General features: G+C 58.1%; 21 protein-coding genes. 13 read left to right on the top strand and 8 right to left on the bottom strand.

Annotated elements, in window-relative coordinates; all coding sequences use genetic code 11:
- Positions 1–28 precede the first annotated feature (28 nt).
- From SPITH_RS08145 to SPITH_RS08135, 3 genes are all read left to right on the top strand, one after another.
- Positions 29–4,459 (top strand): acyl-CoA dehydratase activase, encoded by a 4,431-nt coding sequence (locus tag SPITH_RS08145; RefSeq protein WP_014625184.1) that lies wholly within the window; start codon positions 29–31, stop codon positions 4,457–4,459.
- A gap of 314 nt (positions 4,460–4,773) precedes the next feature.
- A complete protein-coding gene (locus SPITH_RS08140; protein WP_014625183.1) occupies positions 4,774–5,319 on the top strand; it encodes a hypothetical protein in 546 nt (181 codons plus the stop codon).
- 217 nt (positions 5,320–5,536) lie between these two features.
- Positions 5,537–6,334, top strand: a complete 798-nt coding sequence (locus SPITH_RS08135) for a class I SAM-dependent methyltransferase (protein WP_014625181.1) — start codon at positions 5,537–5,539, stop codon at positions 6,332–6,334.
- 168 nt (positions 6,335–6,502) lie between these two features.
- Here SPITH_RS08135 and SPITH_RS08130 read toward each other — a convergent pair whose 3' ends face one another.
- The 6 genes from SPITH_RS08130 to SPITH_RS08100 all read right to left on the bottom strand — a co-directional run bounded on the left by SPITH_RS08130 (position 6,503) and on the right by SPITH_RS08100 (position 12,397).
- Positions 6,503–7,951 carry a phytoene desaturase family protein gene (locus tag SPITH_RS08130; protein WP_081467746.1) on the bottom strand — a complete coding sequence of 483 codons (1,449 nt, stop codon included), beginning with the start codon at positions 7,949–7,951 and terminating at the stop codon, positions 6,503–6,505.
- A gap of 66 nt (positions 7,952–8,017) precedes the next feature.
- A protein-coding gene (locus SPITH_RS08125; RefSeq protein ID WP_014625179.1) for an IS3 family transposase occupies positions 8,018–9,173 on the bottom strand; the annotation gives its coding sequence in 2 pieces (ribosomal slippage) (positions 8,018–8,918 and positions 8,917–9,173; 1,158 coding nt in all).
- A gap of 103 nt (positions 9,174–9,276) precedes the next feature.
- On the bottom strand, positions 9,277–10,176 hold the full coding sequence (locus SPITH_RS08115; RefSeq protein WP_014625178.1) for a hypothetical protein: 900 nt from the start codon (positions 10,174–10,176) through the stop codon (positions 9,277–9,279).
- A gap of 56 nt (positions 10,177–10,232) precedes the next feature.
- Positions 10,233–10,889 (bottom strand): TetR/AcrR family transcriptional regulator, encoded by a 657-nt coding sequence (locus SPITH_RS08110; protein ID WP_014625177.1) that lies wholly within the window; start codon positions 10,887–10,889, stop codon positions 10,233–10,235.
- Between the two features lie 226 nt (positions 10,890–11,115).
- On the bottom strand, positions 11,116–11,571 hold the full coding sequence (locus tag SPITH_RS08105) for a hypothetical protein (protein WP_014625176.1): 456 nt from the start codon (positions 11,569–11,571) through the stop codon (positions 11,116–11,118).
- 385 nt (positions 11,572–11,956) lie between these two features.
- Positions 11,957–12,397, bottom strand: a complete 441-nt coding sequence (locus tag SPITH_RS08100) for a hypothetical protein (protein WP_041624070.1) — start codon at positions 12,395–12,397, stop codon at positions 11,957–11,959.
- Positions 12,398–12,543: 146 nt separating this feature from the next.
- On the opposite strand from SPITH_RS08100, the gene SPITH_RS08095 reads away from it, so the two are divergent.
- The 8 genes from SPITH_RS08095 (at position 12,544) to SPITH_RS08060 (ending at position 22,191) form a co-directional block, all read left to right on the top strand.
- A complete protein-coding gene (locus SPITH_RS08095; protein ID WP_014625174.1) occupies positions 12,544–13,611 on the top strand; it encodes a LacI family DNA-binding transcriptional regulator in 1,068 nt (355 codons plus the stop codon).
- Between the two features lie 135 nt (positions 13,612–13,746).
- A complete protein-coding gene (locus SPITH_RS08090; protein WP_014625173.1) occupies positions 13,747–15,615 on the top strand; it encodes a methyl-accepting chemotaxis protein in 1,869 nt (622 codons plus the stop codon).
- Between the two features lie 75 nt (positions 15,616–15,690).
- Positions 15,691–16,158: a prepilin peptidase gene (locus tag SPITH_RS08085; RefSeq protein WP_014625172.1), complete on the top strand. Its 468-nt coding sequence runs from the start codon at positions 15,691–15,693 to the stop codon at positions 16,156–16,158.
- A gap of 86 nt (positions 16,159–16,244) precedes the next feature.
- On the top strand, positions 16,245–18,335 hold the full coding sequence (locus SPITH_RS11810; protein WP_014625171.1) for a type II and III secretion system protein: 2,091 nt from the start codon (positions 16,245–16,247) through the stop codon (positions 18,333–18,335).
- Positions 18,335–19,813, top strand: coding sequence for a GspE/PulE family protein (locus SPITH_RS08075; RefSeq protein WP_014625170.1), 1,479 nt, complete (start codon positions 18,335–18,337; stop codon positions 19,811–19,813). Before SPITH_RS11810 ends, SPITH_RS08075 begins: the two co-directional genes overlap by 1 nt.
- The gene (locus tag SPITH_RS08070; protein ID WP_014625169.1) at positions 19,810–21,006 is read left to right on the top strand and encodes a type II secretion system F family protein; all 1,197 of its coding nucleotides are present in this window, start codon (positions 19,810–19,812) and stop codon (positions 21,004–21,006) included. The genes SPITH_RS08075 and SPITH_RS08070 overlap by 4 nt, the downstream gene beginning before the upstream one ends.
- 16 nt (positions 21,007–21,022) lie before the next feature.
- On the top strand, positions 21,023–21,496 hold the full coding sequence (gene gspG / locus SPITH_RS08065; protein WP_014625168.1) for a type II secretion system major pseudopilin GspG: 474 nt from the start codon (positions 21,023–21,025) through the stop codon (positions 21,494–21,496).
- 155 nt (positions 21,497–21,651) lie between these two features.
- Complete coding sequence (locus SPITH_RS08060; RefSeq protein ID WP_014625167.1) at positions 21,652–22,191, top strand: type IV pilus modification PilV family protein; 540 nt, start codon at positions 21,652–21,654, stop codon at positions 22,189–22,191.
- A gap of 152 nt (positions 22,192–22,343) precedes the next feature.
- Here SPITH_RS08060 and SPITH_RS12105 read toward each other — a convergent pair whose 3' ends face one another.
- Positions 22,344–22,754: a hypothetical protein gene (locus tag SPITH_RS12105; RefSeq protein ID WP_155816536.1), complete on the bottom strand. Its 411-nt coding sequence runs from the start codon at positions 22,752–22,754 to the stop codon at positions 22,344–22,346.
- An 18-nt stretch (positions 22,755–22,772) separates the two neighbouring features.
- Positions 22,773–23,207, bottom strand: coding sequence for a hypothetical protein (locus SPITH_RS12100; protein WP_155816535.1), 435 nt, complete (start codon positions 23,205–23,207; stop codon positions 22,773–22,775).
- On the opposite strand from SPITH_RS12100, the gene SPITH_RS08050 reads away from it, so the two are divergent.
- Together SPITH_RS08050 and SPITH_RS08045 are read left to right on the top strand one after the other, a co-directional pair.
- Positions 23,201–24,268: a hypothetical protein gene (locus SPITH_RS08050; RefSeq protein ID WP_155816534.1), complete on the top strand. Its 1,068-nt coding sequence runs from the start codon at positions 23,201–23,203 to the stop codon at positions 24,266–24,268. The two genes, SPITH_RS12100 and SPITH_RS08050, sit on opposite strands and share 7 nt — an antisense overlap.
- Positions 24,255–24,737: a hypothetical protein gene (locus tag SPITH_RS08045; RefSeq protein WP_014625164.1), complete on the top strand. Its 483-nt coding sequence runs from the start codon at positions 24,255–24,257 to the stop codon at positions 24,735–24,737. Before SPITH_RS08050 ends, SPITH_RS08045 begins: the two co-directional genes overlap by 14 nt.
- The last annotated feature ends 58 nt before the right edge of the window (positions 24,738–24,795 follow it).

The raw sequence follows: 24,795 nt of genomic DNA, 5'->3' as shown, positions 1-24,795 counted from the left end.
GTATAGGATGAAGAGAAGGGGTGGTACGATGCGCGAGCTTCTGGTGGGGCTGGATGTGGGATCCACCACGGTGAAGGCCGTGGTGCTCGATCCCGACTCTCATGAGGTGCTGCACGCCAGGTACCGGAGACATCAGGCAGAGCAGGCGCGGTGTGCGCTGGAGCTCCTCTCCGAGGTGGAGGAGCGGTTCCCAGGCCTGCCCCTGCGGGTGAGTGTGTGCGGTTCCGGAGGTGAGGGGATCGCCCGTGCGCTGGGGGCCTTCTTCGTGCAGGAGGTGGTGGCCAACGCGGTGGCGGTCCGCACCTGGTACGACCATGTGCAGGTGGCGATCGAGTTGGGGGGGCAGGACGCCAAGGTGATCTTCTTCACCCGTGATGCGAACACGGACCAGCTGGTGGCCTCTGACATGCGGATGAACGGGAGCTGTGCAGGAGGCACGGGTGCCTTCATCGATCAGGTGGCCGAGCTTTTGGGGATTTCCATCGAGGAGTTCGAGCGCTATGCGGCTGCGGGGCGCACGGTGTACGAGATCTCTGGTCGGTGTGGGGTCTTCGCCAAGACCGATATCCAGCCCCTCCTCAACCAGGGGGTCTCTCGGGAAGACATCGCCCTCTCCACCTTCCATGCGATCGCCAAGCAGACCATAGGGGGCCTTGCCCAGGGCATGGAGATCCGCGGGCCGGTCATCTTCGAAGGGGGGCCGTGTACCTTCAACCCCACGCTCGTGCGGGTGTTTGCCGAGCGGCTGGGCCTGGGACCGGATGAGGTGGTGGTGCCCTCCCGGCCCGAGGTCTTCGTGGCCATGGGGGCTGCGCTCGCAGGGGTGGCGCTCTTCGGCGGGGAGGAGAGTCGGTACGAGCGCGGCAGGTCGCTCGAACGGCTTGCCGGGGCTGCCGAACAGGCCGGTGCGGCGTCGGGGGAGGGGAGGGCCTTCTTCGCCTCGCCCGACGAGGAGGAGGCCTTCTTTGCCCGTCACAGGAGGGAGGAGTTCCGGCCTCCCGAGGTGGCGCCCGGCACCGAGCTCGAGGTGTACCTGGGCATCGATGCAGGATCCACCACCACCAAGTTCGTGCTCCTCGACACCGGGGGCAGGGTGGTGAATCTGTTCTATGCCTCCAACAGGGGGGAGCCGCTCCTCATCCTGCGCGATGCCCTCATCCGCATGCACGATGCGTACCGGAAGGCAGGGGTGCGGCTCAGGGTGAAGGGGGCCGGTACCACGGGCTACGGGGAGTTGCTCTTTGCAAAGGCCTTCGGCGCCGATTACCACACCGTGGAGACCGTGGCGCATGCCCGTGCGGCCCGCGAGGTCGACCCTGAGGTCTCGTTCATCCTGGACATAGGCGGGCAGGACATGAAGGCCATCTGGCTCCACGATGGGGTCATCTCGGCCATCACCCTCAACGAGGCCTGTTCGGCCGGGTGCGGCTCGTTTCTCGAGACGTATGCCCGTTCCCTGGGGATCCCGCTCGACATGATCGCGCCGCTGGCCTTCAAGGCGCGCAGGCCCTCGCGGCTTGGTTCCCGGTGCACGGTGTTCATGAACAGCTCCATCATCACCGAGCAGAAGAACGGCAAGGGGGTCGACGATATCCTCGCAGGGCTGTGCATGTCGATCATAGAGAACGTGTTCACCAAGGTGGTACGGGTGCGCAACTTCGACCTGCTCGGCGATCACGTGCTCGTGCAGGGGGGTACGTTCAAGAACGATGCGGTGCTGCGGGCCTTCGAGCTCTACACCGGGAAGATTCCACGCAGGCCTGTGCTCGCAGGGGAGATGGGGGCGTGGGGCGTGGCGTTGCTCACGAAGGAGTACGTGGAAGCGCGGGAGCGGGAAGAGGGGGGCTTCCAGAGCGGGTTCTGGGATCTGGACCGGCTCGAGGAGTTTTCGTTGGAGAAGGAGCCGGGGCTCGTGTGTCCGTTCTGTGCGAACAGCTGCAGGCGTACGGTGGTGCGGTTCTCGAACGGCGGGTACTTCGTGACGGGTAACCGGTGCGAGCGGGGGGCGGTGCTGGGCGACCCGTCTGATCCCGAGGTGAGGAGCCGCGTGAAGGAGGCCTCCCGGCGGGAACGGGCGGTGCCGAACACCCTGGACCTGCACGCCGCGCTCCTTGCCCGGCCGTACGAGGGGCCGGTGGTGTGGGATGGGTCTGCGCCGGGGGTGGGGGTGAGGGGGCGGGCGATGGTGGTGGGGATCCCGCGGGTCCTGGAGTTCTGGAACAGCCTGCCGTACTGGATGGGGGTGTTCGGGGCGCTGGGGTTCAGGGTGGTGGTCTCCAGGCCGAGTTCCTACGCCCTGTTCGAGCGCGGGCTTCCGGGGGTGCCGTCGGATACGGTGTGCTTCCCGGCCAAGCTGGCGCACGGGCACGTGCTGGATCTGGTGTCGCAGGGGGTCGAGCGCATCTTCATGCCCATGATGATACGGGTGCCGAAGGAGAACCGCAGGGCGCAGGGCTCAGAGGTGTGTCCTGTGGTGCAGGGCTACCCCATGGTGGTGGCGAAGCACGAGGATACGGGGAGACGTTACGGCGTGGCCTTCGATCACCCGGCGTTCCACTTCTTCAACGAACGGCTCCGGGCCCGGCAGACGGTGCGGTTCCTGGTAGAGGAGTGGGGGGTGGACGAGGCTGCGGCGCGGGAGGCGGTGCGGAGGGGCGAGGAGATGTTGGGGGCGTTCAGGGCGCGGATGCGGGAGGAGGGGAGGCGGGTGCTCGCGTGGCTTGCGGAGGATGAGCGGCGGTGGGCGGTCCTGGTGGCGTCGCGGCCCTACCACGCGGACGGCCTGGTGAACCACGGGCTGGGCAGGCTGTTCGTGCGAGAGGGGGTGCCGGTGCTCACGCCGGATGCGGTGGAGGCGTTGGGGGAGCAGGAGGTGGAGCGGGCCAGGATGGACAGCTACAACCCGTTCCACACCCGCATGCTCGCGAGTGCCATATGGGCAGGAAAGCACCCTCAGATCGAGCTCGTGCAGATCGTGAGCTTCGGCTGCGGGCACGACGCCATCATAAGCGATGAGATGCAGCGCATCCTTCACGAAACCTCGGACAAGGAAATGCTCATCGTAAAGCTCGACGAGGGCGACAACCCCGGCCCCCTCTCCATCCGGGTGAAGTCCTTTGTGGAGAGCGTGCGGCAGCGCAGGGCGCGGGGTATGGGCCGGACCACCCGGCCGTTGGGCAGACCCTTCCGGCGGCCCTACACCCGCAAAGACAGAGACCGGGTGGTCCTCATCCCCAACCTCTCGGAAAGCTTCACCTACATGAGCGCCCGCATCCTCGGGATGCTCGGCTACAAGGCAGAGCCCCTCCCCGTGGCCGACGAGCGGGCCGTCGAGCTCGGCAAGAAGTACGTGCACAACGACATCTGCTTCCCGGCCCAGGTGAACATCGGGGAACACCTCGCCTTTCTCGAACGCGGCCCCTACCGTCCCGAGCAGGTGGTGGCGAGCTTTGCCCGCAACTGCATCGCCTGCCGCGCAGGCCAGTACGCCATGCTTGCCCGCAAGGCCTTCGACGATGCAGGCTATACCGACATCCCCATAGTGACCACAGGCAAGGACGACAAGCGCATGCATCCCGGGTTTTTCCTCTCGCCCCGGTTCCACCTCAATATGCTGGTAGGCATTGCCGCCTCGGACGGCCTCGAGTACATGCTCCAGCGGACCCGCCCCTACCTCGACGATCCGCGCACGGCCGATTCCCTCTTCTGGACCTGGCTCGACCGCGTGGCGAGCGCCCTCGAGCGGGGGTGGCGGGCTGCCTTCCGGGCCCTGGAGGCCGCGGTGGAGGCCTTCAACGAGCTTCCTGTGGTGCGGGCCGTGCGCAAGCCCCGGGTGGGCATCGTGGGCGAGATCCTCATGAACTACCACCCCGGTGCCAACTGGCACATCGCCGACTACCTCGAACGTCACGGCATGGAGCCGCTCATCCCCGGGATGGTGGACTTCTTCAGACGAAAGAACGTGGTGGAAGAGGAGATGAGCCGGCGTGACCTTCACCCCGCCCCCCTCATCCTTGGGCTCTTCACCGGTGTGAAGGATTGGGCCTACGAGCAGGTACTCTCACGCGTGCACCGGGCCCTTACCCGGTTCAGGTGGAAGGACCCGCTCTACACCATCCGGGACATTGCACAGAAGGTGAAGGACCTGATCGACCTCTCGTACCTCATCGGTGAGGGCTGGCTCCTTCCCGGCGAGATCATGATGATGGCCGACCAGGGTGTGCGCTCGTTCGTCATCCTCAACCCCTTTGCGTGCATGCCCAATCACATCACCGGCCGCGGTATGATCAAACCCGTCCGTGAGCGCTACCCGCACATACAGATTCTCTCGCTCGACTACGATCCAGACGTGAGCTTCGCCAACATAGAGAACCGACTCCAGATGCTCATCATGAACGCGAGGGAGCTCGAGCGGCTCCCCTGTCCCCGCTGCGGTCCGCCGGAGCCGGTGGCGGACTAGAGTGTCCGGGAGATCGGGTGCGCGGACGTGGGCCTTCTCTCTCTCCTTGAGTCTCTCGCGGGGTGATATGCGAGAGGGAGAACCACTTGCCGGAGAGCGGCCCGATCAGTGGGAGGCCGTGCAGGAAGCCTCGGCCGTAATCTGTGCGCTCCAGGGGGAATCGCCCCGGTATCGGGGCACTGTTTCCGAACATCCGAGTGCCGGTTCCTTTGAGTCTTTCGGAATTCCGTGGTATAATGGTTATCAATCATGTCTCTCAGTTGAGATGTGGAAACTTGCGTTCGAAAAGACAACAGGCAAAAGGAGGTTTTTATATGGAAGACCACAACTTTCGCACGTTTTTGTGGCGAGTGGTGTCCATTCATACCATCGTATATTTCATTGCGGGAATACTTGCGCTGCTATTCATGAACTACAAAGAACTTTTTGCCGGGGACATGCTCTCCGTGTTCATGCGGCCGGTGGATTCCCCCTGGGTCGCAGCTGGTCCTGCGTTGCAGGTTTTCAGGGGGATACTCCTCGGCTGCATCCTCTATCCCTTCAGGAAGGTCTTCCTTAAGGGTGCATACGGCTGGCTCACATTGTGGCTTCTCGTATTTGGACTGTCGTTCGTCTCGACGATAGGTCCTACCGTGGGATCGTTTGAAGGCTTCATCTACACGAAATTCCCGATCCAGTACCATCTTCTGGCGATCCCGGAGGCACTCGTATATTCCTTCGGTTTTTCGTATCTCCTCTGGGCGTGGTATAGAAATCCCAGGAAGCTCTGGACCGTTCTCTCTATTGTCCTCGTCGCTTTTATCCTGTTGATGAGTGTGATGGGAGTGCTCTCCAGTCTCGGGATCTTGAATGCCGCGTGACGGCGTGGAGGATGCGGGAATGACTACCGATACGAAATTCTGGATTGGTGGAATGGGCTGCCTCATCCTCGGTGTGTTTGCCCTTTCGATGGGGGTGAAGAGCGTGGGGCTCTGTGTCATCGGTATGACTTTCTTCGGATTCTCGGAGGAGGGCCGCCGTGTACGTTCGGTTGAAGCGTGAGGCGGACTCCCCTCTTCTCGAGCGGTGGAGGAAGTGATGGATTTCTCCAGGATCTCCGGGATGTATGAAAAGGCGGCTTCTCTGCAGCGTGCAGCTTCGGATGTCCTGCTGGATCTGTTGGGGATAAAGGACACTGAGAATGTCCTGGATGTGGGGTGCGGAACAGGAGGCATCACGAAGAGGATCAGGGGGTTGACGCGCGGGAAGGTCGTGGGGATCGATCCCTCTCCGGGGATGATAGAAGAGGCCCGAAAAGGGGCCGGAGGGCTTGATGTGAGCTTCGAACTCAGGGGCGCGGAGGAGATGGAATACCAGGAGGAATTCGATGTGATCTTCGCCAATTCCTCGTTCCAGTGGTTTGAGGCTCCCGAAAAGGCGATATGGAACTGCCACCGGGCACTGAGAAAGGGCGGCAGGATCGGCATCCAGGCTCCGGCGAGGAACGTCTACTGTCCTAATTTCCTCCAGGCGATCGAAATGGTGAAGAGAGATGATCGAACCAAAAGGATCTTCTCCGGCTTCAGGAACCCATGGTTTTTCCTCGAGACGGCTGAAGAGTACAGATCCTTTTTCGAGGATTGTGGATTCAAGGTGACCTTTGTGGAGCTCAGGAGCATCGTGACAGTACACACCCCCGAAGAGGTGTTCAGGATATTCTCGTCCGGGGCGATAGCAGGGTATCTGAACGAGGCCTACTACGATATCGAGCTCACTCGGGACTACATCGAGCACTTCATTGAGATAGTGAAAGAGGCCTTTGCGACGCAGGTTGAAAGGGACGGTATGGTCCGTCTGCGGTTCAACAGGATATTCCTGACCGCGGTGAAGGAGTGAAATGCCGTCGATTCCGCTTGTTAAAAAACAAGCGGAACTCTTCGTCCCCTTTCCCTTGGAGGGGATGTCGGATCCTCATGCAGAGAAAAGGCAACCCCGCGGGAGGAGGGCCGGTCCCGCATGTGAAGAGCGCTTGAACGTGGCTTCCTCAGGGGAGGGGAGCCCTTGTCACGGCGTGACCTCGTCCCTCTTGCCTGTATGCATTTTCAGAATTTGCCGGGCCACGTGCCATGCCGTGATCATGGCGGTGGGGACCCCGCCGGGTGAGTATACCCAGTGACCTGCGAAGTAGAGTCCTTTGATGATAGCGAGATCCCTCACGGGGTGGATGTGGGGATTACGAGACGGATCCCAGTTCCATCCAGCAGTGGCCCCGCGCCAGTTCCCTGTATACCGTTCGAACGTGAGAGGAGTGGCGCTCTCCATCACCCTTATATGGTTACTGAGCCCGGGTATGAACTTCTCCGCCTCTCTGATGAGGTTCCACGCTTCTTTCTGTTTTTGCTCTTTGTACGCTTCACGGCCCAGCCCGCTCCACCGTTCGTAGGGACTGCCTCGCCCCACCCATAGGGCATGTCCTCCTTCGGGTACCACTGAGGGGTCATCCTTGTCGAGCCACACGATGTGAAACGGTTCTCCCCCATCAGGGTGGAAGGCGACATGGTTCGCATGGAATCGCTCCAGATGCGATGCAAGGCCTTCGTCATGATCGAGACCCAGATATACCACACACATCGACTCCGAAGGAGATCCTTTTCCCAGGGTCTCGATGAGAGGTGCGGGGAGATGCTCCTCATCGAGCAATCCCAGGAGGGATGTGCGCATATCGGCAGCGCTCACCACGAAACGGGCGCTCACTTCGCTTCCGTCTTCCAGCCGGACCCCTGTGACCCTCCTGTTCTTTACCAGTATGCGACTCACCCTCTTCCCGAGATGGATCGTCCCGCCGTGGCCCGTGATGTACGAGACGAATGCCTCGGGGATTACCTGCATCCCTCCGATGGGCATGTGGTAGTCGTGAAAGAAGGAGTACCACATCCCCATGGTCACGAGGCCTTCCATCACAGGGTACCCGAGGCTGTCGAGGAATCCTCGTAGCTTTGGATCGGAGAAGTGTCCGGCGTGGAGATCGCGATTGGTCTTCTTCCGGGCCTTTGCCATGGCCCACGGTATGAGCGGATTCTTGAATACCAGTCGGAACATGGTGCGGAAGGCACCGTTTCCACCCCCGAACATCACGTTGCTCTCGTGCATGGCCTTGAATGCCGCCTCTCCCGCCCTCACCCATGAGAAGTAGTGTTTGAGATGGCGCCGTTCGTGTGGGAATGCACGGGAGAACGCCTCGCACACCTGTGTGGAGGAGTGGAGTGGGATGTCGTGGGTCCCCCAGCTCAACTGGTAGTCCGCCCTGACGAATCGGAGTCGATCTTTCAGGCCGAGGTCCTCCAGGATGGGGAAGACGATGCCGCTCGAACAGAAGGAAGTAGTCCCTCCCGGAAAGATGAAGCCCTTCCTTTGAAAGGAGGAGACGTATCCCCCTGGCACAGTATGCTGCTCGAATACGTGTACATCCATACCGGCTCGCGCCAGATAGGCGGCCGTGGTGAGACCGGCGATCCCGCTGTACTGCGCCCATTAAGTCAAGACAAAAAGGGTAGGGAGAAATGGTAGTACCGAAAGGGGTCATGCGACCTCCTCTCCTTGCATCTGCGCCCAAAGGGCCTCATATTCCTCAGGGCTCCTGTACCCTAGCGCACTGTGGACATAGTGCCGGTTGTACTCCTCCGCCCATCCCCTCACCGCCTCCTCCAGCTCCCCCACGTGCTCCCACTCCCGCAGCCACAACAGCTCCTCCTTCATCGTCCGTATCATCCGCTCCGTGTCCGCATTCCCCTTCGGATTGTTGTAGCTCGTGAACACCTGTTCGATCCCCAATACCTCCATCGCCTTCATGAACGACCGGCTCAACGGTTGGCTCCCGTTGTCACTCACCAGCCGAAGCCCTCTCCCCCTCACCCCCTCGGGAAACTCCCGCTCCACCGCCATCTCCATCGCCGCACACCACTCCTCACTCCTCCCCCTCACCGACACCTTCCACCCCACCAGCTTCTTCGTGTACCAGTCAAGTACGATCACGAGATAGACCCATCCTATCCCTTTCACCAGCACCTTCGTCATGTCGATCCCCCACCACTCCCTCGGTCTCCTCGCCACCGGCTTCCCTCGCCCACTCCCACGTCTCGCTTTCTTCTTCTCCCGTCTACACATAAGCCCCGCACCCTTCATAAGTCCTCTCACCCGCTTCTCGCTCACCTCCTCCCCCTCCCGCCTCCTCAACCACCACGCCACCCGCCTGTACCCCCAGTACGGATGCTCCCCCACAAGATCCCTGATCTTCTCCATAAGCCGCCCATCGTCCCTCTCCTTCTCCTCCCGCTTCTTCCCCACCTTCTGCCCCCTTTTCCTCCTCGCATAGTACCGGCTCCGACTCACGCCAAGTGCCTCACACGCATCCTTCACCCGGTACCCTTCCCCCACCAGCCGCTCCACCGCCTCTATCTCCCCAACAGCTCCTTCGTTTTTTTAGTATCTCGATCTGGATCGCCTGCTTCGCTATGATCTTCTCAAGCTGCTCTATCTTCGCTCGATAGGTGTCCTTCTCCTTCCTGCCGTCTGCAAGGGCTCTCGTGCCCCCTTCCAGAAACCTGTCCCGCCATCGGTAGTACATCGTCTGGCTGATCTGGTGTTCCCGGCAGATCTCGGCGATCTGCCGTTCGCCTCGGAGTCCTTCCAGGACGATCGCAAGTTTCTCTTCAGTGGTCCATGTCCGCTTCTTCATCTGCGTCCTCCTCCCTTATTCCAGTCTTACCTCTACCATTTCTCCGTGTCCACTCCTACGGGACGCAGTATACCGCCGCCGATCACGATGACATCAGTGTCTCTCATGTCGTTCCTCCTTCGATCGATTGAATTTCCATCTGTCTTCGTGCGAGGAGACCCGATCCCACGATGATGAGAAGGGCTCCTGTACCCCCAAGGGGGAGGGAAGAAGGCCTCGGCGGTGAAAGGGCGAGCACTGCAAAGTAGCTCACAAGGGGGAGCACCTGTTGCGGAAGGCTCTGGATCGGAACGAGCCTTATCACATCCCCCGATCGGAAAGCTCGCTGGGTTTCGGCGATGCCGAAGATGCTTGCCAAGAAGATCACCAGAGAGGCCAGCCCCATGAAGGTGAGCTCGGAATGGCTGAGGCTACCCGAAGTCCACCGCATGAGGAGTCCCATGAGGAAGGCGAGCCAGAGGTTCGATTGCACATAGAGGAGCCCGGCGTTGAGAATGTGCAGGATCCCTTCGTGTCTCTTCATGCTTCCTTTGAGCGTGTGACAGAGTATAGAAAGACATGCGACCACCGTGGTGAAGATGAGGAATCTCATGAGCAGAATCGAATCGTGCAGGTCGACCCCCTTCATATCCACGGTGAGTCCGCTGAGACCGAGGAGGGTCACAGCGATCATCACCAGGAGGATCCCCGTTACGTCTTCGATCCGGACGGATTCCCGGGCGATGAGCATGCCTGCCAGGGCCAGGACGATGAGTCCCATGCTCATCAGCCCCGGTACGATGGCAGGTCCGAGATACCCCAGGGCGAGCATGTTGAGGGGGGTGCCGAAGAGGAACTGGATGCCGAATCCCATGAGCCAAAGCGGGCTTCGTACCACGTGACGCATGAGATGGGAGGTCTCCTTGGGCACGCGGGCGACGGCCACCTTCTGGAGGACGAGGCCGAGGTTGAACGCGATTCCCGCTGTGATTGCCGAGAGGACGCCGATGAGGTGGATGGACATAGCGCACTCCTTTCTTTAGTCGTGTGATGTGTCGGTTCCTGGAGGAGATGCCGACCTCACTCGGGAGTCTGCTCCAGGGAACGCGCGGTGGTTGGCTCCTCCGTACTCCGATGGGATTCGATGAGTCTCAGGAGGGTGGCCGCGTCCACCGTCACGGGTTCACCTCCCATCTTGAGGCTCGTGTTCCGGGTAATGGCAAGCCCGGTGATCGCCGAATAGAGAAGGACGAAGTGCTGGAGGGGGTCTCCCTCGCGGAAACAGCCTGCTTTCTGGCCTTCGGCGATCACCGCGGCAACGGCACGGGCGCTCTCCATGCCGCTCCTGAATATGTCATTCGCTTGGGAGGGGAGGGCTTCCGCCATCAGCATGATCTGAGCGGCCAGGATGTAGTAGGCCGGTTCCTTCTCCATCCCCTGAAGCATGAGCTCCAGCACACGGAGGAGTGTGGAACGCGGGTCCCCGGATTCGTGTGCGATTCGGGCGGTTGCTTCCGTGCTCTTCACGAGGCGACTTGTCAGTTCTGCGTAGATCTCTTCTTTCGATCTGAAGTAGTGGTAGACCAGTCCGTGGCTGATGCCGGCGGTTGCAGCGATGTCTGCGATCTTTGTCGCCGAGTAGCCTTTCTGGATGAAGACCTCCAGTGCGGCGGAGAGTATCTGTTCTCTTCGCTCGTCCCGGATCCTTGTGTTCTCTTCTGCCTTTCGTGGTGACATCGTTTCACCTCCGAGGCTACCCGATACGTCCAAAAGCCCCGAAGCTCACGCAAAGTTGTCCCGGAAGCATGTCTTTTGGGGTCTTTTTTGATTGACTTATCAGTCATTATATACCGTGTCGCTTTTTTTGTCAAATGGGATAAACGCTTGGTAGCCATTCTCCCGTGAATAGCTCATAGATGCGGGCTTTGCCCCAGGATCCGGGAAGAGAGTGTGGCCGATGCTCCTATTCGATGAAGGTTACAGGGACCCTCTGGTCCTTGAAGTGGCATACGGCTATCAGATCGGTCCACTCGGTTGTTTTCGCCTTGTAGAACGTCACATCGGAATCGAAGACGAGGCATATGCCCTCTTCCGATGGATCGAGGGGAGGGTCGATTCCCTGGAATACGATACTGTGTTCATATAGAGACGGGAGATCGCCTGGCCGATGCTGTCCGTCACAGAACTCGAAAGCTGTACGAAAATCGAAGGTCTCGCCCCCGATCTCTTCCGTCAAGTAATCATACGAATTTAGGTTGTCTACGTTTGCTATGATGATCTCCAAGATGTCGTATTGGATGGAGTATTCCACGCGAGCCACGACCCACTCTTCCTCCCCTTCCGGACCGAGGAAACAGGTGGTTAAAAGCGGTGACACTATGACCAAGAGTACCAGCAGCTTCTTCAAGGATCGTTTCATGGTGTTCTCCTCATTTCATTGGTTTCTCTGTCATTCCAATCCGTTCAGACCACCTCTCTCTACCGTTCCCGTATCGTGATGCTGTAATAGTCTGTGTGTCCTCTCCATGCTTCATATATCTGAGTGGACTATGTTCCGATGGAACCAGACGTGGTGCGACTCCCCGGCGCAGTCGGATTTCCCGCCCTCGAGGAAGCGCCCTTCCGCATCGTATAATCCGAATACGGGCTCGAGGTCTCCAGCAGGGAGCGTGTGTGGAATAAAATAGGATATGTTCCGGGAGATCGCTGCTCCCGTCTACTCCTCCTCGGTTCCATGGTATAGGTGGCGTTACTGCATCCCTCCCCCGGATATGGACCGTGCCTACTCGAGGGTATCGTCAGGTTCAATCCGTGCCGTTCACCTCCACAGAGAGTGTATAGGTGCCTCTATCGTCATTTCCCCATTCGAATATCCACAGGTAGTAATATCCTGTATATTCAGGTACGTATGTGAAGATCTCCGAATGATACGAGTTCGGAGAATCGATGCAATCCAGCCAGTATTTCTCCTCATCGTATAGTACCACCACAGGATTGATGTGGGCATCGCCTTTTACCGAAATGAGGTACTCGGTGTTTTCCGAGAGATACGCCTTCACGTAGTCATCGTCTCCTTCGACATGAAAGGTCCGATGCTGTCGCTCTCCTAGGTCGATGGAGGATGCCTCGTCGAAGGAATCGTCGGGTTCATAGTGGTCGGGCTGGACGAAGAGAAGAGTACATCCACCGGAAAGGGCCACCCATGTGAGGAGAACGAAAAAAGAGGTGAGCGACAGTTTGTTCATGGCCTCACTATCAGTATACCCCAGTGGGAGGTATGTCTCCACCGGAACAACCCCGAGCAGTCGGAGGGAGATCTGGACAAGGAGTTCCGTGAACCCCGTGACGCGACGGGGGAAATATGGTAAAGAAGGTTTCATAAGGAGCGTCTATGGCACGGAAGGGCAACCAGAGGGGGCGGAAGACCCAGCCTGACAGCGTCACCATAAAGGATATCGCCCGGGAAGCGAATGTGAGTGTGACCACGGTGTCGAACGTGATCCATGGACGGTACCACAGGGTCTCGCCGGCCACGGTGGAGAAGGTACGGAGCATCATCCGGAAGTACAACTACACCCCCAACATGTTCGCGCGGTCGCTGGTGAAGCAGCAGTCGCGCATCATCGGGGTGATCAACCATCTCATTCCCAGTCAGCATGGAAGCTTCCTTCAGGATCTCTTCCACGGGACATTCGTGGGGGGCATAGAGCGTACGCTCAGGGGGCGCGACTACTTCCTCATGCTGCGGACGGTGGACGATACCAGGGAGTTGTACTCGCTCCTCAAACACTGGAACATGGACGGCGTGATAGTGGTGGGGCTCTTCAAGGACGAGTTTTTCGACCTCCTTCTCTCCTCGGGTACGCCCCTCGTGCTGATCGACAGCTACATCGAGGTGGAGAGCGACCGGGTCTTCAAGGTGGGGCTCGAAGACTACAAGGGAGGATATCTCGCCACCAAGTACCTCATCCAGAAAGGGCATACGCGCATCGCGTTTGCAGGACCGGAGATCCTGGACGGTGGGGTGGTGGCCGAGCGCTTCCGTGGGTATCGCGACGCTCTCGAGGAGGCGGGGCTTTCGTTCAGGGAGGAGGATGTGTTCATCCAGGACATCACCGTGGAGGAGGGGAAGAAGCTGGCCTACAAACTCTCGCGGGTTGGCGGGATTACGGCGGTATTCGCAACGGCCGACAGCCTCGCGGCGGGTATCCTGCTGGGGACGCAGGATCTGGGAAGGCGGGTGCCGGAAGACCTCTCCATCGTGGGCTTCGACGATCTTCCGATGAGTCGGTTCACCCATCCGCCTCTCACCACCATACATCAGGATGTGGAGGAGAAGGGGGTGATGGCGGCCAACCTGCTCATCGATTTTCTCGAGGGAAAGCCGATTCCTCAGAGGGAGGTGGTCTTCTCTGTACGTCTGGTTGAACGTTCCAGTGTGGCCGAGAGGCGGTCCTGAGAAGGAACGCAGGGATGAGTCTCCGACCTGAAAAGACTTGACGGCATTGAAAGGAGGAGGTAGTATACATTTCATGTTTAACGTTAAATCTGAGAGATTGGGTCCCCTCCTGTCTCCTTTGAGCAGGAGGACGCCATGAAGATCAGAACGCGTCTCCTCCTGCTCGTGAACAGTGTGATCGTACTCTTCGTTTCGACGGTGGTCCTCTATTTCTTCCTCCTGGCGCCGTTTCAGGCTATGCGACGTGAACAGGAGGTGCTCAACCGTGCGGAGATCTCGTTGAGAGATCTGCGATACATGGTGAACCGCCTCGATACGCTCGCGTTCAACCGTGGCCGTGAGCTCCTCCAGCAAACCATGGAGGTGTTCTCACAGGAGTTCGAGGAGATCGCCGGTATCCGGGAGATACGGAGAAGGGGCGAGGTCCTCGCCGAGGCCCTTGCCACGATAGGGGAACTTCAGGATCTCAACGAGCGCAATCTCAGAGGATTCCGGCAGCTCTACGAGTCTCTCTACGAACACGCCGCTGAGGTGTACGGCAATCCATCCCCGGTGATCCCCCGCAGGTTCTATACCGATACTGCCATCTTACGGGGGAGTGAGGAGCGTTACGCAGAGGCTCTGAAGACCCTCGAGCTCTTCTACACCGTGGGAGAGACTCTCTCCTCCAGCCTGGACTCTTCGCTCTCCGTATTCGAGGAACAGAAGGCCTTCATCGATGAGGCGCTCGCCCGTACGGAGCAGAGAGCCTTTCTCGTGACCGGGGGATTCCTCGTACTCCTCTTCTTCGGTGCGTTCTTGCTCTCGCTGCGGACGGGGCGGGGCCTTTCGAGTGCCACGGAACGGATGGTCGCTGGCCTCTCGACCCTGGGCACGGGTGATCTCTCGGTGCGGTTCAAGGTGGAGAAGGTGAGGGACGAGTTCCAGCAGGTGATGGAGGGCATGAATCGTTTCGTCGATGCCCTTTCCAGGGTGATCGCCTCGCTCAGGGAGACGGTGAGGCTGAACAAGGAGGCTGGGGACCAATTGCTTCATGGTACGCAGATTACGGATGCGAGGGTGAAGAGGGTTGGTGAGGAGCTGGCGACGGTACTGGCGGAAGTGGAAGAGTTGGAGGAGATCGCCGAGGCTACGGCGGGGGCATCTGGGAAGATTTCCCAGCAGATCGATCAGCTGGAGGAACAGGTGCGATCCCAGACCGCGATGGTGGAGCAGTCCTCGAGCGCGATCGAAGAGATCATCGCGAGTCTCCGAGGCCTCGCCTCGCTCGCCGAGAGAGACAACGAGGTGGCCGTGAGGCTGGAGGGGGAGACGCGGGAGGCGCGGGAGGTGGTTTTCGCGCTGGGTGAGCGTATAGAGCAGCTGAGCCAGTGGATGGACAGGGTACAGCGCATGGTTGATGTGATAAAAGATGTGGGCGACAGGACGAACATCCTGGCCATGAACGCGGCCATAGAGGCAGCGCGGGCGGGTGAGGCGGGGAGGGGGTTCTCAGTGGTGGCGCAGGAGATCAGAAAGCTGGCCGAGGTCGCCACGAGGGAGGCAGAGGGGATACACAAGGGAGTACTGGAGATGATGGATGAGTTGTGTCGGATCCAGGAGGGGAGCGGGAGGATGCTCGCTGCGTTCGGAGTGATGGAAGGACATATCGGGGAGGTGTCGGCTTCGTTCCACGAGATGCACGAACGGATCAGAGAGAGTGCCGCAGGGAGCCGGGAAGTCCTTGAGGCTGTGGAGGAGTTGCGGACCGCTTCCGGGTTGATCAAGGAGTCGTCACACGTCCTGAGCGGGCAACGTAACGTGGTGAGTGAGGGGAGCGACCGGCTTCAACGCGTCGCTGCAGGGGTGCGGGAGGCGATGCACAGGATCGCCCGCGAAGCGGAAGAGCTCACCAGGGTGGCCGACGAGACTGCCCTCACCGCGGAACGCCTCAACAGGGCAGGGGAGGTGCTGGATCGAGAGATGGGCTATTTCTCGATACCCGACGAGCTGACATGGTACTGAGCTCGTTTCATGATACCCCTTGCTGGGGAGAGAAAAACCCGACTGCTTTTTTATCAGCGGGAGGGACATGTCTGCATGGTGATGCATATGCAGGTGGAATTGTATATGGGAGAGCAACTTGACCTCATGGCGAGTGTGATAGGTATAGGGCTCCTCATTTCTGTCATTGATGCGAGGTCCTACCGGATACCCGATTTCCTTGTATTTCTGACAGGATGTGTGAGTGTGCTCTTTACGTGGACGGAAGGCTGGGGCCTTCTTCGTTTTCGCATTTTTGCTGCTCTTACAGGAGGGCTCGTGTTGCTCTTTCTTCACCTCCGCAAGGGACTTGGTTTGGGGGATGTGAAGTACGGGACTGTACTCTCATATGCAGTGGGCCTCTACGGCACTTGGATCATGCTCGCCGTTGCCTCACTTACAGGAATGGTGTGGTATTTCATGAGGGGGCGTTCTCCTTTGCAGAAGATTCCTTTTGCTCCGTTTCTCACCCTGGGGGCGCTGGTGACTTTTTTGTGGAAGGGGATGGAAGGGGGCGGGAGTTGAGACACAGAGGGATCGTGCTGCTTTTCTTTACGATTCTTGTGAAAGGGGGCCCTTCCCTATGGGCAGAAGATACGGTAATTCAGCAGATGGACTTCCAGGACCAGAACATCAGGGATATCCTGGTGGTACTCGGTCGTGTCTCGGGTAGGTCCATCGTCCCCGATGAGACGGTCACGGGGAAGGGCTCGTTTCACTTCACCGCTACGGATTTCAAGACCGCTCTCGAATCCTTTCTCTCTGCCTATAAACTCTACTACAAGGAGGAGGGGGGGATCATCTATGTGTCTCGAGTCTTTGTCTCCTGCGATCCGGATGCTGGTACCGTCTCCCTTCACGCCGAAAATGTGCCTCCGCAGCTCGTTTTGCAAAGCCTCTCCCGGGAAGTGGGTGTGACAGTGGTCTTCGATGCTCTTCCTCGAGATGCAGTCACTGTCCATGCCGATGGAGTGACACCTTTCAGAGCAGTGCAGCTCGTGATGTGGAAGTTCCCGGAGTATCGGGTGACACAAAGGGGGGGTGATCTCATAGAAGTGCGCCAGCTGGAAGAAGGGGCGAGAGAGGAAAGAGATCTTTCTGCGGGAATTGTGAAGGAAGGGGACGGGACGTATAGTGTGAATCTCCGGCAGGCCCGGTTCTCCGATGTGATTGAGAAGCTCATGGGAGAGGAATCCAAGGAGTACGTGCTTTTCCTGTCCGCAGATCCCGTGATAGAGACTCTCGTCCTTTCGCACAAACCTTTCCAGCAGCTTCTTGATATCGTGCTCGAGCAGGTGGGGGTCGATGTGACGGAACGGGACGAGGTCTACTATTTCTTCGAGATCCAGAGACAAAACGTGTTGAAGGACCTCAAGGATACCAGGGTGGTGCACCTTTCTCATATCCCCGTCACTGAGGCGGTCTCTCTCATCCCTGGAGAGCTCGCGAATAATTCTCTCTTTCGTGTGGATAAGAGCACGAACTCTCTCATCCTTCTAGGGAGCAAGAAGGAGCTGGACCCGGTGGAGAGATTCCTCCGTCAGATCGACATTCCTCTTGAAGGGAAGCAGTACTACCGTTACCGTATGCGCTACGTCCCCGCGAAAGAGGTTGTCTCGCTCATCCCGCCTCGTCTCCTCGGAATTCCTCCCATCACGGCTTCGGGTGACGAGTACACCTTCTATGTACTGCTGGATGACCGTATGAAGCAGGAGTTTGACGAGTTCGTGAAGCTGGTGGACAGGGAGACGGAAGCAGTGCCCTTCACGTTGAAGTTTATAAGGAAAGAAGATTTTCTTTCAAATCTCCCCACCCTCTTCTCGAAGGAGGAGATAAAGGACAGCGGGTATCCTTCCCTCCTTTTCTATGTAGGGCCGGAGGGTAAGAGGGAAGCTTTCTTTCAGGCCTTGGAACTTATAGACAGACCCCAACCTCAGATACGTTACGATATCCTCGTGGTGCAGTACCAGAAATCAGAGGGGAGTGACTGGTCGAGGAACCTCGACGTTTCTCTCACTGATACCTCAGTGGAACAGGAACCCTTCTCTTTGGTGGGCTCCATGGGCAATCTTGTCTCCCTGGGTATAGATGTGGTGTCGGAGTTCGGCTATACATTTGCCTCTCAGCTCAATCTCAAACTGGAAGAATCCCGCGCGAACATCTATGCCCACACCACCCTTACCGCGCTTTCCGGGAAGGATGTGAGCTTCCAAAATACGAGCACGTTCCGGTACCGAGACCTCGAGGTGGATCCTGATACGGGAGAGCTTCTCTCCACGGGAGTGATCCGGGAACTCACGTCGGGATTCATCCTTAACCTTGGGGGATGGGTCTCAGGGGACGGGATGATCACCATGAATATCTCGGCCACGCTCTCTGAGAGGAGCTCGGAGTCCTCCGATTCCACGAGCGCCATCCCTCCCACCACGGAGCGCGTGGTGTCCACCTTCCTTCGAACCGACTCAGGGAAACCCGTCTCCATAAGCGGTTTGGTTCAAAAGAAAAAGACGAAAATCGTGAACAAGGTGCCTGTGTTGGGTGATATTCCCCTCTTGGGATTTCTTTTTAGAAACTCGCAGGAGAAAGAGGAGGATATGGAGATGGTGATCTACGTGGTTCCTCGGGTGATGGATTCGTTCCTGCTCACCGAGGCACCGGGCCTGGTGATGGAACAGTGGTATCACGAATTTATGGAGCGCTGATGTCTATGGTGGAAAAGGATGACAGGGGATCTGCAGAGGTCTCGCGATCCAACGTGCAGTATCCTCTGGAGTTCTGTGAGGCGAATCGGGTGCTCCTTGACGAGGAAACCGAGGAGTACGTGCGGGTGTTGATGTGTGATCCCGAGGACCGGGAGCTTCTCGATCTTCTCGGGTTCTATCACCGGAAACGTGTCGTGCCCGTGAAGATAAGCGCGGTGGAGTTTGCCACCATCCTGGGACGGCTGGAATCGTCGGAAGAGGAGAAAAACGGGGAAGGGGGAGGCGGGGAAAGGATCTTTCTCGACAGGATCTCCAACGACGCCCCTGTGGTGAACCTCGTGAACTCCCTTATTCTAGACGCCCTGCATCGGGGGAGTTCCGATATCCATATTGAGTGCTTCACCGAGTATGCGGCAGTCAGGTTCAGACTCGATGGGGTACTCTTCGAGATGCAGCGCCTTTCGAGGGAGCGGTTCGCCGCGGTTTCCACCAGGCTCAAGGTGATGGCCGGGCTCAACATCATGGAGCGCAGGCTCCCCCAGGATGGTCGGATCACCGCCGAGATAGAGGGACACAGGATCGATATGAGAGTATCGTTTGTGCCCATTGTCCGAGGGGAATCGATTGTGATCCGTTTGTTCACCACCAGGGAGGCTGGCTTGGCACTGGAGGACCTCGGCTTCGAGGTCGATGTGCAGGAGACGGTTCAGCGGCTCTTGCGGTATCCTCATGGACTCATTCTGAGCACGGGCCCCACAGGGAGCGGAAAGAGTACCACTCTCTATGCAATGTTGAGGAGACTCCATCAGCCGGGGGTCAAGATCATCACCGTAGAGGACCCCATAGAGAATGTGCTCGACGGAATCAATCAGATCCAGGTACACGAAGCCATAGGGCTTTCCTTCGACTCGCTGCTCAGGAGGGTGCTACGCCAGGATCCTGATATCATCATGGTCGGAGAGGTGAGAGACGAGAGCACCGCCGAGCTTGTGGTGAGGGCGGCCCTCACCGGGCATCTCGTATTGAGTACGCTTCATACCAATGATGCGATTTCTGCGATAGACCGGTTGAGGAACATGGGGGTTGAGACGTACATGATAGCCACGGTGCTTCGAGGAGTCCTTGCCCAGCGCTTGGTGAGAAGGCTCTGCCCTCACTGCGTATACTGGAGGGAACCTGCCGAGGAGGAGAGAGCACTCTGGGAGCGGATTGGAGAGAAGGTGGAACGTCTCCCCATGCCTGGGGGATGTGAGTTGTGTAGGCATACGGGATATCAGGGGAGGTTACCCATCGTGGAGTACGTGGTGATGGACGATGATCTCGCCGAATTGGTGGGGCGGGGAGAACGTGTGGCCATCATCCGCCGTGAACTGGAGAGGAGGGACTTCCAGCCCCTCTTCAAGCGGGCGCTCGGTCTTGTTTCTCGGGGATTTACCACCATGGAAGAAATTCAACGGGAGGTGGAGCTTCCTGTATGAATAAATATGAGGTGAGGTTCGTATCGAAGGAGGGTGCTCTCAAGGTCAGGACGCTCGTGGCTTCTTCTGTGGAGGAGTGCGAGCGGGTGATAGCCCGCGAAGGAGGGGCTGTGATAGAGGTGAAGCCGAAGGCGATCCCGCTGCGAGAAGGGAAGATCTATGGATTCCCAGTTCTGGTAGAGTTCACCAGGCTCCTTGCCCGACTCCTCGCTGCCTCTCTCACTGTGAGGGATGCTCTCGTAGTGATAGGGGAAGTGGGAGCACGGAAGGATGTGAGGGAGATCGCGATGCGGCTGGTAGAGGAGATCGACAAGGGAAATCGATTCCAGTCGGCGTTGACGGTGATCTGGAGGAATCTTCCTCCCGTATACACCGGGCTCATCGCAGTGGGTGAACGGACCGGGAATCTCCCGGGGGTATACTCCCAGCTCAGTCACTACGTGGAATTGCGGAAAAAGGTGAAGGACAAGGTGGGTGGGGTGCTCGTATATCCATTGATCGTACTCGCGGTGGCCTTCTTTGTAGGAATTGGATTGTTCGGCTTTGCCGTTCCCCGGCTCGAGTCCGTATTCGCGGAACTTGGTGGGGAAGCAGCCTCGCACCTCCATACCTCTCTCAGCCAGGCCCGACTCTTCGGAGGGATACTTCTCAGTGTCATCAGCGTATTTCTCTGTCTTTTCCTCCTGGTAAGAGTCATGAGGAGACGAGGAAGATCATGGGCTCTGCTCATCGACAGATGGAAAGTGCGCCTTCCTCTAATAGGTGCGCTTGCCATGAAGAGGGAGATGTTCGACTTTTGCTTCGCGATGGAGGTGTTGAGCAAGGGGGGGGTCTCCGTTGATGAAGCCCTTGGGGTGGCGGCAGAAAGCGTGGAGAACGCGGCGCTCAGGGAGGAGGTCTCACGTGCGAGAGCTCGAGTGATGAAGGGGGCGTCCCTCGCAGAGGTCCTGGGGGGGAGTTCTTTGATCCCTGCAGTGGTGAGGCAATGGGTGGGAGTAGGTGAACGAACAGGGGCCACCGAGGAAGTCTTTGCACACATGAGGCGATTCTTCGGAGAAGAACTCGAACAGGAAATATCGGTGTTGTTGAATCTCATGGAACCTCTCACCAGTGTCATAATAGGAATGTTCATCCTGATTTTGGTGCTAGTGTTTATCGTGCCAATCTTTACAACTTATGGAAGTCTTCTGTAGGATGTCGGAGGTGATGATGATAAGGAACCGGATTCTCAAGAAGCGAGGGGCGTGGGTCACGAGGGAGAAAAAAGGGGAGGAGGGATGGACCTTCATAGAGACTTTGATCGTGCTGGGGATCATCCTCATCCTCACCGCATCAGTGGGGTTTATGTCGATCCGTTATCTTCAGAAGGCGAAAGTAGTGGCTGCAAGGAATCAAATAGAAACTTTTGTGACAGCCCTCCAGGCCTACTATCTGGATTGCGGCATGTTTCCTACGCAGGAGCAGGGTCTTGATGCCCTCTATACGAGGCCCTCGATAGAGCCGGTTCCCGAGAGCTGGAACGGCCCCTACATCGCGAAGCCGGTTCCCAAGGACCCTTGGGGAAACGAGTATGTATATGTGGTACCTGGGCCCGATGGATTTCCTTTCGGGATAAAGTCGCTTGGGGCCGATGGAATGGAGGGAGGAGAAGGAGAGAATGCGGATATCGTCTCGTGGGAGTAGAAGCTCCAGAGAAGTCCGAAAGCTGAGAGCACGAGCTGGATGGACTACCCTCGAGGCCTTGATCGCCCTTACGATTCTGGTTTTTGCATTTGGGAGTGTCGCAGCAGGGGCAAGAGAGGCTCTGCAGACGGCCCGTATGCTCGAAGGGAGGCTGAGTGAGAGGATCACGGAGAGGAACGAATGTGCCCAACGAGTGCTCGATCTGGCGGAAGTCGAGTGAGGGGTTCTCGCTCGTAGAGGTGCTCATGTCTCTCTTGGTATTCTCAATAGGGGTTGTGGGAGCCTGGACTCTTTCCATGGTGGTGCTCTCCCATTTCTCTCGGGCTGGATCGGCCGTCAAGAGGGCTGAGGAGGCACATAACTTCGATCTTATCCTGAGACGCCTCGTGGAGAAGGTGAGAGTCCCCTTCTGGGAGAGAGTACCGATGGAAGAGTCTCCCATGCGTCTGGTGGTGCCCTGGCTGGATGGAATTGAGGCGAGCACCCTGGAAATTTCCATAGAAAACGGACGTATGACAGTGCGCGCTCAGGATACCACACTGAGACTTCAGGTGGATGAGGGGCGTCTCTCTCTCATGAGAACCTCGGATGGGAGGGTAGTGGGAGTCTGTGTCGAGTATACGCTCGATGGTATCCGGTACACCTGTGTGGCGAACTTCAGGAGCTGGTCGGTCCTCCCAGGGGGTATGCGGTGAAGGAAGGGGGAAGTGTGAGTGTCCAGACCCTTCTCATCATAGCGGGAGTCTCGATCATTGGGCTTGTGGTGCTCCTTTCCCTTCAAGACAGTGTGACGAGGGTCGCAAAGTATGAGGACCGCGTCGCAGTTCGGCAGGAGGTACTCTCCGCGCTAACGGAGGTACTCCGTGCGATGGAAGAAGATGAAACCCCTGAGGGTGATTCCTTTCATGACCAATGTTTCACCACGGTGCAGGAGATATCCTATGCCTTTCGCGTGGAGATACGGGATCTTTCGAGCAGAATCAATCCAAATTGGGTACGTAAGCAGCTCTTTCAGCGTACTTCTATGGGAAGCCTTCTCAGGAATGGGATCTCTGCCGATGCGCTTCAGCAATTCAGAGAGGACCACGGTTTTTCCCCCAATATTGATAACTTCTATGCGGAGTTTTTCAAGGATGTAGCATTCCATCGTTACCTCACGGGCTATTCCTTCGCCAATATCAACACGTCCGACGAATTCGCTCTTAGAAAGCTCTATGCACGTCTCACGGGGGATACCGCTGCGGCGGAGGTTTTCCATACGCGGGTACAGAATCTTCTACAGAGTAGGGAACTCCTCACTGAGGAAGAACTTCCCACCTTTCTTTCCCCGTATCCCGAGGAGCTCCTCCCTGTAATGACCACCCTTCCTCAGTGGAACGTGAACTTCCTTGATCCCTTTCTCCTGGAGGCGATACTCTCGTATCCCGCCTTCGGTATCCCTTCCCCTTCTGACAAGGCGGCCTCCCTCGTGGTGGAGCGGGATGGTTCGGAAATCACTCCTGTGAGATTGGTAGAGCTTTGTGGCGTTGACCCCTCCCATCCTCTCTTTTCTTACCTCGGTACGCAGACGTTTTTCTGGGAAGTACAGGGTGTGAACGCAGAGGGAGAGCAGGTCTTCTCGGCGATCCTTGCACGCGATCTCCTCTATCGGGAGCGCAAGATTTTTCGTTTGGTAGAGATAGTATGGCCCGACTGAAGGTTGCTGTGGCATATGTGGATAGGGGAGAAGTCCACGTGCAGTCGAGGGAGGGGAATCCTCGTGTCGTCTTCCTGTGCAGGCAGGCATATATTCTCCGCACCATGGAGGTTCCCCCCCTTCCGAAGGAGGAGGTGAGGCGGTTTGTCGGTTACCGGATACGAAAGCTGTACCCCGGAAGCGAGGACGAAGTCATCGTAGATGCTTTTGCGCGAATGGATGGAACCGGGAACGTCCCGGTGATCGTGGTTCCCAGAGATCTGGTGATTCGCCTCCAGAAGCTGTGTCCCTCGGCAAAGGTGGGCACGATCGTGGATATGTTCGTCCGTCCTCCTGGCGACTTCGCCCGGATGGTGGTGCTCGAGGATCATCTCGAGGTGGTGAGGTATAGAGAAGGCAGGTGGTCGCACGTCGAAGAAGGGCCTGTCACCGACGAGGCGCTAGGCCACTGGAAAACCCGCCTTCTCAAGGAGACCCCGAGGCTTCAGGTAGTTTATTCCTCCGGGTTGAGGAGTATAGTGGAAGATCTGGCCGGAGAAGGGGTGGATCTTCTTGAGTTCGATCGGGCGATAAGCAGGGATTTCCTCTCCGAAGGAGCTCTGGGGGTTCCCTCAAGAGGTATCCCTTGGGGAAGGTGGGCGACGGTAGTGGCTCTGACTGGTGTTCTTATACTTAATGTTGGTCTTGCCACTTCTCAGGGTATCATGCGAGAGGAGATACGGTACTACAGGAACGTGGTGGAACGATCAAGAGAGGTCCTGGGAGTGCTTCAAGGCCTGAGGAAGAAGAGCGAGGAGGCAGGAGGGAATACGTCTGCCAGCGAGAAGGGTCTCCGTCCCTATCGATTCATCAGCCGGGTGAGAGAGAGTACCGAGCTCCCTCTCCAGATCTTTTCTGTGTCCATCGACAGAAGTGGAGCCTTCACCCTCCAAGCGGAGACCACCGATGCCCTTCTCCTCATGAAACAACTCGCTGCCTCGGGCTATTTCTCCGAGTTGGGGCTCTCGGGGGTACAACGCACGCTCTCAGGACGCGAACGCTGTGGGTTGAAAGGGGTGTTCCATGACACGCCGTGAGAAGACCCTTCTCGCTGTGTTCCTCCTACTCGTGATAACGGCGGGGACGGCGGTGAATTTGGGATCCTACTTCACTGTGAGGGAGGAATGGAGCGGGCTTAGAATACGGAGCACCTCCATCCTGCGTCAGATGCGACAGATGATGTTCGAGATCCAGGAGCTCGGCTCCCTCCTTCGGAAGGAGAACGACCTCCCGGAAGAACACACCCTTCTCTCCGATCCGCTCCTCATAGGAGAAGCGTACAGGGCGGTAGTAGAGAGACACGGAGTTCAGCTTCTTAGGTATGCAATCAGAGGGGGAGAGGAAGGGGTGGTAGTGTTCTCTGTGAGGGGGAGCCCTTCGTCCGTCCTCTCCATGCTCCGGGAGGTGGAGGAAGTGCCTGTTCTTCTGGAGTCGTTCACCTGTACAGCGAACGGCGGTATGCTCGAATGCACCATGGAGGTAAGGTATGGGGGGAAAGATCTCTAGGTTTCTCTTTGCAGGAGCCTCTCTCGTGTGTGCCTTGAGCGTGTGGGCAGTCTACGTT

The sequence above is a fragment of the Spirochaeta thermophila DSM 6578 genome, assembly GCF_000184345.1.
Classification (GTDB): Bacteria; Spirochaetota; Spirochaetia; order Winmispirales; family Winmispiraceae; genus Winmispira; species Winmispira thermophila.
Note: the sequence above shows the minus strand (reverse complement) of the source record. Positions and strands in the feature narration are given on the sequence as shown.